8 protein-coding genes and 1 pseudogene are annotated in these 11,342 nt (G+C 54.4%); 3 read left to right on the top strand and 6 right to left on the bottom strand.

The features are described from left to right. Positions 1–431 precede the first annotated feature (431 nt). Complete coding sequence (locus IEX97_RS12090) at positions 432–1,457, top strand: LacI family DNA-binding transcriptional regulator (protein WP_188883344.1); 1,026 nt, start codon at positions 432–434, stop codon at positions 1,455–1,457. Between the two features lie 713 nt (positions 1,458–2,170). Here the strand turns inward: IEX97_RS12090 and IEX97_RS12095 are convergent. The 5 genes from IEX97_RS12095 to IEX97_RS12115 form a co-directional block, all read right to left on the bottom strand. Continuing rightward, complete coding sequence (locus IEX97_RS12095; protein ID WP_444541806.1) at positions 2,171–3,088, bottom strand: formylglycine-generating enzyme family protein; 918 nt, start codon at positions 3,086–3,088, stop codon at positions 2,171–2,173. Positions 3,089–3,380: 292 nt separating this feature from the next. Then, complete coding sequence (locus IEX97_RS12100; RefSeq protein ID WP_188883347.1) at positions 3,381–4,856, bottom strand: sulfatase family protein; 1,476 nt, start codon at positions 4,854–4,856, stop codon at positions 3,381–3,383. Between the two features lie 128 nt (positions 4,857–4,984). Beyond that, complete coding sequence (locus IEX97_RS12105) at positions 4,985–5,812, bottom strand: carbohydrate ABC transporter permease (RefSeq protein WP_188883348.1); 828 nt, start codon at positions 5,810–5,812, stop codon at positions 4,985–4,987. Between the two features lie 14 nt (positions 5,813–5,826). Then, positions 5,827–6,708 (bottom strand): carbohydrate ABC transporter permease, encoded by an 882-nt coding sequence (locus IEX97_RS12110; protein ID WP_229776882.1) that lies wholly within the window; start codon positions 6,706–6,708, stop codon positions 5,827–5,829. Positions 6,709–6,846: 138 nt separating this feature from the next. Continuing rightward, a complete protein-coding gene (locus IEX97_RS12115) occupies positions 6,847–8,220 on the bottom strand; it encodes an ABC transporter substrate-binding protein (RefSeq protein ID WP_188883349.1) in 1,374 nt (457 codons plus the stop codon). Between the two features lie 417 nt (positions 8,221–8,637). Here IEX97_RS12115 and istA point away from each other — a divergent pair, with 417 nt between their 5' ends. Together istA and istB are read left to right on the top strand one after the other, a co-directional pair. After that, positions 8,638–9,894, top strand: a complete 1,257-nt coding sequence (gene istA / locus IEX97_RS12120) for an IS21 family transposase (RefSeq protein WP_188883350.1) — start codon at positions 8,638–8,640, stop codon at positions 9,892–9,894. Beyond that, entirely contained in the window at positions 9,891–10,679 is a 789-nt protein-coding gene (istB, locus tag IEX97_RS12125) for an IS21-like element helper ATPase IstB (RefSeq protein ID WP_188883351.1), read from the top strand. Before istA ends, istB begins: the two co-directional genes overlap by 4 nt. Positions 10,680–10,914: 235 nt before the next feature. Here the strand turns inward: istB and IEX97_RS13620 are convergent. Continuing rightward, a pseudogene (locus IEX97_RS13620) lies at positions 10,915–11,221 on the bottom strand (transposase); the annotation flags it as partial. Positions 11,222–11,342: the final 121 nt, after the last annotated feature.

The following is an 11,342-nucleotide window of genomic DNA, read 5'->3' on the forward strand; positions in this document are numbered from 1 at the left end:
TGACTGGATTCTGGAGGGGATCATCTCGCAGAAGACGGACTGACGCCAGGTGTGCGCTATTTGACGCTCACTTCGGGTCCATATCGTCACCCCAGCCTTGATTACTCCGGGAGAACACCCGTTCCCCTTGGCACATCTTCGTTTCGCACCATGCTGCATCCGAGGCGTCTCCCGCTCTTCGCTTCTATCCAGTATAGCGGAGGTTTCGGACGCCGGGCGGTGCCGTCCACCCAGCGACGGTGACCGGCGGGCTCGGTTGTTGACAGTTCCGTCATTTGCGAACAATAATAACTCTGATCCCGTGATGCATCCGATTTCTTGGTCGAAAAGGGCAAAAACGAGCGTCGCATGTCACGTTGCATTACCTATGCGTTCCCGGGCAAGGAAGACTTATGGCTTGAAAGCGACACTGGCAGGGTGATGTTGCTACATTGAAACCAACCATCAAAGACGTCGCCGAGCGTGCGAAGGTGTCTCCATCCACTGTTTCACGGGTGCTCACGGGTGTCGGCTATGTAAGTGCTGCAACAAAGGAAAAAGTACTCAAGGCCGTCGATGAACTGGGTTATAATCCGAACGGGGTTGCCAGGAGCCTGAAACGGGCGAAGACCCAAACCATCGGTGTGATAGTGCCTGACATTTCAAATCCATACTTCGTCCGCGTGGTTCGTTCCATTGAGAACTGTGTAAGCAAGAGCGACTACAACCTGCTGCTTTGCAGCACAGATGACAACGCCTCGAAAGAGGAAACGTTCTTGCGGATTCTCAGGGAGCGGCGCATTGACGGGCTGATATTTGCCCCTTCCCGGTTGGAACTGGGCTCTGCACTGAAACCCTTCCTTGATGCCAATATTCCAGTCGTCCTCGTCGACAGGACGATTACCGATGTGGAAGTGGATACCGTCGTTGAAGAAGGTGAGCAAAGCTCATACCGATTGGTCCAGTCCCTGATCGAGATGGGACACGAACGCATAGCCATTGTCAACAGCAAGCCTTACATCAGCACAAGTATTGAAAGGCAACGAGGCTACGAAAGGGCCATGTTGGACGCAGGTATACCCATTCGACCACAATACATACAGCATGGCCGGTTTGATCAGGAAACCGGGTACCTCTGTGGGAAAAGGCTGTTCACTCTAAAGGATGACCGGCCCACTGCCATTTTCGCGACAAACAATTCAATTTTGTACGGTCTTATGCTGGCAGCACGGGAGCTTTTGATTCGGATTCCTGAAGACATATCTCTTGTAAGTTTTGGTGACCTGGAGTATTCGGAACTCATTTTCCCGCGGGTCACTGCTATTCTGCAACATCCAGACAGGGTCGGCACGACAGCTGCGGAAGTGCTCTTGGCCCGGCTCAATCATACACATGTTGAAGAGGTTCAAAAAACGAGAAGAATCGTGCTGCCAACTGACTTCCGATGCGGTACCTCCGTTCGAAACTTGCGGGATTAGGCCTTTCCTGAGCTACTCCACGCCAAGCCGGCGGCGGACCATCCACGCCAGCCTGCTCGTCCACGCGCGATCCGGTGCGGAGCCATTTCCCATCCAGAGCCAATGCCTGCACACGCCTTTCAACGCGCCCACTCCACGATGTCGATAGGATACCGCGCGGCGTTGCGGCCGCAGAGGGCCCCGCCGACGCCCGCCGGCGCACCATTGCCGGCCGATGCGCCTGGCGCTCCCGGCCCTCCTGAGGCGCCGAGGGCAGTGGCGCTCCCGAGCTTCCCAGCGCCCTCGACACTCCCGGCGCCGGCCCACCCTCCGGCACCGCAAGAGTCAGCCTCAGACGGCCCTTGTCGGCAATCCTCCGTAGCAGCCTGCTCGGGACGGTGACGAGCTGCAGGTATCTGTACGCTCCCGCCTCCTTCATCCGCCGGGTCTGCATCTGGTGGTGTCACAACCGGACGCCGCGCGCGTCCGTTGAATCGAGCCGAAGCCTCGTTCATGATAACTTACATTCCTTAGGTACTATGGACGTACGACGCGACAGTATGCCCACAAAGCCTCATCCCCAACAGGACAAATGCGTTCATGGCCTTGGGCATGGCCTTGGGCATCGGGATTGTGGGACCCAATTCCACCCGGCTTCCGTCCTCGCCGCGATGACAACAAAGACGCGCTCTGCCCATTGACCGAAAACGCCATCTCCCACTGCCAGCTTGCATTCACGCATCTGCTGCAACTCGAAATCCGCAGTGCCCAGATGAACTGTCGGGCGTGTTGGAGCTCCTGGCAGCGACCCTGTATCGATTGCAATATGACCGGTGACATAGATACGATCCGCCCCGAATGACACGAGTTTTCCCTTGGGCAGGCCCTTTCGGATTTCTGTACGGGCTGCGTTGAAAATAGTCAGGAGCAAACCAATCAGCGCACCATTCCCATACGTTCCCACATACGTTATACAGCCCATATCCATTCGGTTGGAATGACTTTGCGGGAGCGGTACCTAAGTACCCATCGGTTCCAAGGTTTTTCTCAGGAAATTTACCCTGCCAAATATTGCAACGGTGTTCTCCGTTAGGGTGGAGGATGTCTCCCCAAGCATATCGCTTCTGAACAAGACCACCACGTGCAGCGTACTCCCACTCTGCTTCGGTTGGTAAACGGACACCTGCCCATTTGCAATAAGCAACGGCATCATTCCAACTCACATGTACGACCGGATGATCCATTCTGTCGCCAATATCGGAGCCCGGGCCTTCGGGCGTACGCCACGTGGCACCCGGTACTGCCACCCACCACGGGGCCTGTTGAGAAAATGTTACATTTTCCCCTTCTAAAAGACGCTTGTCGACGAAGCTGTAAAATACAAACGACCAACCATATCTCTCAGCATCCGTGCGATATCCCGTAGCTTCAACAAACGCCGCGAATTCGGCGTTCGTCACCGCGCACGGTGAGATATAAAACGGATCCAAAAAGACCTTATGAACCGGTCCCTCCCCGTCCTGAGGAAAGCCTTCATTACTATCAGTACCCATCAGGAATTCGCCGCCCGGCAGAAGAATCATGTCTTTATACAATTTCTCCTGTCGAGCGACGGGTACCGACTCAGCAGGTGCGCCCGGTCCCTTTGGCAAGCCTGGCTGCGTTGGCTCAAGAACATCTTGAGTACCACTCTTCGAGCTTTTAGAAAGGGGAGTGACCCTCAATTCGGAATCGAAACTGTTCCGCGACACACCACAACAGGGCGAAATCGGTATTTGATGCAAGATAATCACCTGCTGTCGTGAATTTCAAAAAAGGAAAGATCGCTATTGAGTATGACACAGAAGACAGAAGGGCTGGCCAAAAGGCATCCCTCCTGTACATGAGAGTCACGGGCGATTGGTCCCGCCCAACGCCCCGTGCCCTGCAGCATAGTACCTTCCCTTATGGTTCCTGAACCAAAAACGCCTCCGGATGTCTGCGCCGCAATTCAGGGATGGCCCACTCACGTTCAGTCACCTTAAGAAACTCCACATACATGCGCAGATGTTCCGGCCGGGCGTGGTACGGACCCCCTTCATGGATCACGGTCCACAGTGGGTCCACATCAAAAGGCATGCTCATCATCATCTTGTCATGCCACTCGTTCAAATAATACACCGCATCTTTGCAGAGAGAACGATGACTGGCTGCCAAGTTCACCTGTTCGTACGGATCGTTCGCAATGTCAAATAACATCTCGTCCTCAAACAGGTGAAAGCCATCGTGATACGTGCGCACGTATAGGTAGTCACCGAAACGCACGCTGCGCTGACACACATGCGCGCATTGAGATAGAACGAGGTATTCCCGGCCTTGGTCCTCTCCTTCCTTCAATACTCGGGCAAAACTAGTCCCGTCCCATGATGGCAAGGGATCGCGGCCGAACATCTCAGCCAACGTCGGTGCAAGGTCAAGATGGTAATGCAGACCATGGTCCACATGACCAGCCTTCATGCCCGGCCAGCGGATGATCATGGGGATGCGGCAGGTAGCTTGATCCGCAGTACCGTGTTCACCGTAAATGCCTAGCTCACCCATGTTCTCGCCGTGGTCGGCCGTGATGATGATGACGAGATCGTCAAACACGCCCTTCGCCTCGAGGGCCGCGAACAGTTGCCCGATGTTCTCGTCCAGGAAGCGTATGGCACAGTCGTAACCGTCCACCATCCGGCGCAGCCCCTGCATATCGAGAATCTCGCCCGGATGGCGTGGAAAACGTGGATCCGTCCGGTTGTCGTACATGTTGATCTCACGTGCACCGTGCGGGCCGACCAGCCTCTTGTGCTTTTCAAGTGTCTCTTCAGTGATCCATGTCGGAAGGGGATCATTCTCAAACGGGTTGCCGAAAGCAGCCGGAGCCCGGTACGGTGTATGAGGATCCCAATAATTCACGTACAGAAACCAGTTATCGGTTTCGGCGTTGCGATCGATCCAATCGAGCACAACGGGAGTGACTTCCTCTGCAGACTCCATGCCTCGCCTACCTGTGTTGTATATCTCGTTGAAACCTGCGTAGAACGTCCACGACGCATGACGCTCCGCAAACGGACTTACGAGCACGGTGCGCATGCCGACGCTACGCAAGAAGGCAGGCAAGCTTGCCCGAGAAAGAGTATCGCTGAACCCTCGAGTACGTCCTTCGTGCCGGACGTCTCCTGCCGTACCACCATGACCAACCACCCCGTTGTGAATTCCGAACCGGCCTGTCATCAGGGCTGTCCGGGAGGGAAAACACGGCGCATCCGAAGTGTAGTAATTTGTAAAACGAACTCCTTGCGCCGCGATGAGGTCGATATTCGGGGACGTGTTGCGCGGATAACCGTAGCATCCAAGATGATCGGGACGCAACGAATCTAAGTCTAGGACGAGCATTCTCATGGCCTCTGCGCACCTCACCTTTCAAGGGAACTATAGAGGTTTTTATCGTCACGCCTCCCTGAGCACAAATGAGCCAGAATAGCGGCATCAACCAGCCGATTGGTGGGACGCGACGGTATTACCGTACCTCACTTTGTCGACAACGTAATGCCTTGCAGAATGTACTTTTGAGCACCAAAAAACACCATGACAGGAATTACAGAAACAGTAGCCGAAACCGCCATCAACTGGTTCCACGGCGTGCAATCGCATGTGCTTGTGAAGGCAGCGAGCCCAAGCGACAGTGTGTACTTTGCATTGTCGTTGATGTAGATAAGCGGCGCAAGAAAATCATTCCAGGACGCTTGAAAGTGGAAAAGGAACGCGGTCGCCACCGCGGGCATAGCCAGAGGTACGCCAATCCGGCCATAAAGACCAAGATAGCCGCAGCCGTCGATGCGGGCCGCTTCGAACACTTCATTTGGAATTCCCGCGAAAAACTGGCGGAACAAAAAGATGAGAAATGGCAGTCCTAGCCACGCCGGAACGATGAGAGGATAGTATGTGTTGATCCAATTCAGCTCTTTAAAGAGCAAGTACTGCGGGATCATTATGACCGCGTATGGAATCATCAGTCCAGAAAGGACACAGAGAAACAAAACGTCTTTACCCTTCGCACGCAGTTTTGCGAATGCGAATCCAGCCAGCGACGACGAGATGACACCACCGATTGAGGAACCTGCTGCAATGACAAACGTATTCACGAAGTATCGGCCAAACGGCAAGACGTTGAATCCGTCCACATAACCTTCAATTGTGAAAGGATGCGGCCAAAGACTGGGAGGAAACCGTAAAATTTGACTATTATCTTGCAAGGACGCCGAAATCATCCAGAGCGCTGGAAAAATAAAGACGATGGCTCCAAAGATGAGAACAGAGAATCCACTCAGTGCGCGAACTCGGTGGGCACGTATCAACGATGCTTCCCTCCCTAAAAGTCAAGTCCACCATAGTAGACCCAGCGTGCCGAAGTCTTGAATATCACAGCAGTCAGACTGAGGACTACCACGAACAAGACCCACGCCTGCGCGGAGGCCATTCCCATATGGAACGATTGGAAAGCGTTCTGATAGATGTAAAGCGAATACAGGTACGTGCTGTAATCAGGCCCGCCCTGGGTCATCATGTACGCTTGCACGAAGGTCTGAAGGGCACCGATAAGCCCCAGGATAAGGTTGAGCAATATCTGAGGCGTGAGCATCGGGATGGTAATACGGAACAACTTGCTGAATGATGATGCACCGTCAATCTCCGCCGCCTCATACAACTCAGCGGGGATGGATTGTAATCCCGCGAGAAAAATGATCATGGCTGACCCGATGCTCCACGCGCTCATAATGATGAGTGCAGGCAACGCCCAGTTCGGATCTGATAACCATTCTGGTCCATCTACACCGAGCACCTGATGCAGAATGCTATCTATCAGGCCGTACTTCGGGAGGAAGAGGAAAATCCAAAGCATTGAGGCGGATGCGACCGGTAGCACATTCGGAAGGTAATATACCGTGCGCAATAGCCTCATGCCTGGGACGCGCAGATTCAACAGCAACGCCGCAAACAGTCCTAGTGTCAGGTGAATGAACACCGTGCAAACTGCATAAATGGCGGTGACGTACACCGAGTGCCAGAACAGCGGATCGTGGAACAACTCGACGTAATTGGAAAACCCTACCCATCGCGGCGGGGAAAGGACACTGTAGTCGGTAAGGCTGTAGTACGCCGAAGCAATCATGGGATATACTGTTAATGCAAGGAACCCCACCAGCCAGGGTGTAATGAAAAGGTAAAACCAAATGATCTCGACCTTGCGCATAGATAGCCTGTGCCTTGTACGCATCGGCACCCGTGTCGCCGCTGAAGACGATGCGGCTATGTTCATCCGTGACATCACCTTTCTGCAATCGGAGTGGCGGTGGCGACCGCCACCCCATGTGTACTCAACGGAAAAGGGTCAGTGCTGTAAATATTTCTGCCATGCGGATTGTACAGCCGCCAAACCTTGAGCGGCCGACTGTTTGCCCAACCATACGTTCGCCATCAGTTGAGTAAAGGTATTCCCGAAGTCGGTTGCATTATCTATGATGTTCCCCGGATCTGGGTAATCGTGCTGGATTCCACCGAGAAAGACCTGAGCAAACTGTGACTTGGTCATCGAAATTCCGGGAATCTGAAACACGGCATTCTCCCATTGGCGGAAGTACTTATTCCCCGTGTAGGGAGGATTGCCCTTTGCAAACTGTACAAACTCCTCAGCACCCTCACCTGTTGTAGCGTACTCGATGAGTCGGAAGGCAAGTTCTGGATTTTTACTCGATTTTGCAATATAAAACGCATTGTCTTCACGCTGCCCGGTATTTACCCCTGCTGGTCCATATGGGAATGGTGCGATAGCCCAATGAAATTTTGGTTCTGCCACCGCAGCCTGGCGCATCAGCCAACCACCAGCCACTTCCACCATTCCAATCCGACCAGTAAAGAACGGGTTACCCAGCGTGGACATCGCATTCAACACACCCTGGGACGGTGATACCTTGTACTTGGTCGTCAAATCCGCCAACCAAGCCATCGCCTGGACCATACCTTTCCTGGTGGCATAGGTGGCCGAAATTGGTGCGCCATGATACGCCCTCGAATACTCTGGACCGCCTTTATTGTTAAATGGGTCCGCTCCCCACAACCAAGCTAGAGAACCGTCGGACCCACTCTGCATCACGAGACCATACGTCCCATTCTTGGGATCACTCGTATTGTGGGTCAACCTTTTGGCATCTTCTAGTAAGGTGTTCAGATTCCAATGTTTGTCGTTCCAGCTAGTAGGAGGCAGCGGAACATGATATTTTTTGAATAAGTCAACGTTGTACACTATAAAGGTAGGATTGCTGTTCCATGGAATCCCAAATAACTGCCCGTTGATGCTGAACTCTTTCCGATAGACTTCGGGGATATGCGCCCCGTGATCTGGCAACGACTTCACATAGGGACTGAGGTTAAGAACGAGATTGTGATGCACCAACGTGAAGATTCCTGTATTGCCCCAATCCGTAAACACGTCAGGAGTCTGTCCGGCCGCAACAAGGGTCAACAGTTTCTGTCCGTACGCCGTACTCCCAGGGGTGAGGACTTTCACTGTCACGCCGGGATGTGCCTTTTCAAATCCCTTCGCGACCGCCTTTGCCCATGTGTCGATAAGTGGGTCTTCTGGAACCATCCAGGTCAGCGTTACCGGTTGGGTCGCGTGAGTCGAGAGCACTGGTGCCAGAGAAAGAGCTCCAAGGGACGCCAAGCCGGTCGATACTGCTATGCTTAATTTCGCTATTTTACGCACAATAATTCGCCTCCGTATAACATCGCCTCTCGCACAGCCAGATCAAATGGATTCCTTACTGACCTCAAATGGATCCCTCACTGACCTCCCACTGCATTTGACTACTTGGCGTTGCGGAAGCCTACTCCGACTGGTTGAAATCAAATTGCACCATTCGTCTATGTTTCGCCCGTATCAACTCCCTTCTAGACAAAAGGAGGCGCACTCGTACCCCTCCGGGCACTCCAACAGTGCCAGGAGAGATGCAGGTGCGCCTCCGGATGTCCGGTCGTGTCAACATCGGATGTAAAATCCCCATAAACAGCGGATTGCGATTCCCCGAAAACACCGGATTGATTTCCCCATTTTCATCGGGATGAATTCCCCACCACTTGTTGAAATAAGGCACCGTTCACCATCAGGTGGGAGGTGCCTTGCATGAGGGAGAGTGAAAAGATGGAAATCAAACAACTCTTCGCAGAGGGCGTCAGTATCACCGAACTCGCCCGCAGATTCGGACATGACCGCAAAACCATCCGCAACGCCATCTTTGGCAAGAAAAAGAAAGGGGACGACGTCTCGGTGGATACGAGCACTTTGAACCGGGGAAGACGCGTGAAGGGTTCAAAACTGGAGCCGTTTAAGCCCTACGTTGAGCAGCGGATGCGCATCGGTGTGCTCAACGCCGAACGGATCTTCCGCGAGATCCGGGAGCAGGGCTACACCGGCGGGATCACCGTCCTGCGCGAGTTCATGCACCCCCTTCGCCCGGTTGTCTCGGCCAAGGCAACCGTGCGGTTTGAAACGGCTCCAGGTGAACAAGCCCAAATCGACCTGGGCGCGTTTCCCTACTACGACAAGGAGCAAAACCGGCGGACGGTGTGGTGCTTCGCCATGGTTCTCTCCTACTCCCGCATGCTCTACCTGGAGTTTATCAAAGCACCTGACCAGTTGCATATCCTGCAGGCACTGCGGCATGCACTGGAGTTCTTTGGCGGGGTCCCTAAAACGATTCTCAGCGACAATTGCGCTCCGTTGGTCGTCTCCCATGACGGAAAGGGTCAGGTGGATTGGCAGCCCGCATATATGGACTTTGCGAAGCATTACGGCTTTGTGCCCAAAGCCTGCAAACCCTACCGCAGCCGGACGAAGGGCAAGATTGAGCGACCCATTGGTTACATCCGGCAGAGCTTTTGGCCCGTCTCGTTTGTGGACCTGGATGACCTGAACCGGCAAGCGGCAGTGTGGCGGGATACGGTGGCCAACGTGCGAATTCATGGGACGACCCGGGAACAACCGGTGGTACGGTTTCAGGCCGAATCGCTGCAGCCTCTGCCCGCTCACCGCTACACACTGGCACAGACCGGTCTGCGCAAGGTGTTAAATGACTGTCGCATCTCGTGGAATGCCAACTTGTACTCCGTACCTTGGCGATATGTGGGGCACACGGTGCTGGTGCGTGAGTTCGAGACGGGCGAGTTGCGAGTGGAGTACGACGGTGAGGTCATCGCCCAACACCGTGTTCTTTCGGGCAAGCACCAGGTATCCGCCTGTTCCGAGCATGTCCGGGGTATCCCGAATGATACCGTTCGGAGCCAGCGCGGCAAAGTGCCGGGCATTCAGGTGGAACCGGAAGTCGAACAGCGAGAACTGGCTGTGTATGAACAGTACGCATTAGGGGGGCAAGTTCAATGACAGAGGCGCTGGTCATGGCCAAGGCGGAGGAAGCGCTGTTGGAGTTGGGGCTCAAACGTGCGGCTGCGGTGTTGTCGGCAAGCGTGGAGTGGGCGGCCGGGCACCAGGCAACATACGCGGAGTTTCTGCACCGTCTGCTGGACGCGGAATTGGAGGAGCGGTACAACCGCTACCTCCAGTCCAGGCTCAAACTGGCGCACTTTCCGTTTCACAAGACGCTGGCCGACTTTGACTTCTCGTTCCAGCCGTCGATTGACGAGCGGCAGATTCGAGAGTTGGCCACGCTGACGTTTATCCGGGAGGGCGGCAACGTCATTTTTCTCGGCCCGCCCGGGGTGGGTAAGACGCATCTGGCCGTAGCCCTGGGGATGGAAGCGGTCAAGCAGCGGATGAGCGTGTACTTCGTCACGATGCAGAAGCTGGTCGCCGACTTGCGACGAGCTCACCAAGAGGGGCGATTGGAGAAGCGTCTGCGTATCTACACGCAGCCCAAACTGCTGATCTGCGATGAAGTGGGCTATTTGCCACTGGACGCGTTGGATGCGGCGAACTTCTTCCGGCTCGTATCCGAGCGATATGAGCACGGGTCGATGATCATCACGTCGAACACGAGTTTCACCAACTGGGGCACACTGTTTGGCGATCAAGTCTTGGCGGCCGCGCTGTTGGACCGGCTGCTGCACCACGCGACGACTATCAATATCCGCGGCAACAGTTACCGCATGAAGGACAAGCTCAAGGCCGGGGTGACGCATGCACTGAAGGAGGAGGTGATGACAGGATAGGCGAACATATGTGCGGGGAATGTTAGCGCGATGAATTTGGGGAATCGCTTCCCGGTGTTTTTGAGGAAGGCGGCGCGATGTTTTTGGGGAATTTCAAGCCGGTGTTGACAGGTCGATCGCGAATTTCCGATAATTCATGTGTGAATAATATGCTTTACGCAGGTTATTATAACACCTTGTAGTAAGCTGTCAAGTGGATCGGTCTCTTCGTGATATCCGGTACAAACTGCCGCTAAAGCCCCGGACTCGCATCACTGATGGCCAGCTTGGCGCCTTTAGTCCACGTGCCACCAGGCCGCGCAAGAAGGTGAGCCAAAATGCCCCATCCTCCGTCGTCCCCAGGTCCAAACCGAATACCTCGCGTTCCCCGGTACTCTTTACGCCGATCGCAACTCAAAAGCCATATTCTGAACGGGTCCGCCTGCCCGTACCTTCGGGAACGTGGCACCCAGCCACACGTAGGGATACTCACCTTCCAATGGGCGATTCTTGAAGGCCGGCACGACTTCGTCGAGTTGCTTGCAGATGTGGGAGACGTGAGCGTCAAATAGCGCACACCTGGCGTCAGTCCGTCTTCTGCGAGATGATCCCATCCAGAATCCAGTCATGGAGGGATCACCGTGACAAAGGCCGAGTTGGAAGCACTTCGTAAGCTTTGGCGTG

Source organism: Paenalicyclobacillus cellulosilyticus, from assembly GCF_014647315.1.
Taxonomy (GTDB): Bacteria; Bacillota; Bacilli; order Alicyclobacillales; family Alicyclobacillaceae; genus Alicyclobacillus_J; species Alicyclobacillus_J cellulosilyticus.

Bases quoted from the DNA above. Each gene is read 5' to 3' on its own strand.
- istA (WP_188883350.1), top strand. From the start codon at position 8,638: ATGAGGGAGAGTGAAAAGATGGAAATCAAACAACTCTTCGCAGAGGGC.
- IEX97_RS12110 (WP_229776882.1), bottom strand. From the start codon at position 6,708: ATGCGCAAGGTCGAGATCATTTGGTTTTACCTTTTCATTACACCCTGG.
- istB (WP_188883351.1), top strand. From the start codon at position 9,891: ATGACAGAGGCGCTGGTCATGGCCAAGGCGGAGGAAGCGCTGTTGGAG.
- IEX97_RS12100 (WP_188883347.1), bottom strand. From the start codon at position 4,856: ATGAGAATGCTCGTCCTAGACTTAGATTCGTTGCGTCCCGATCATCTT.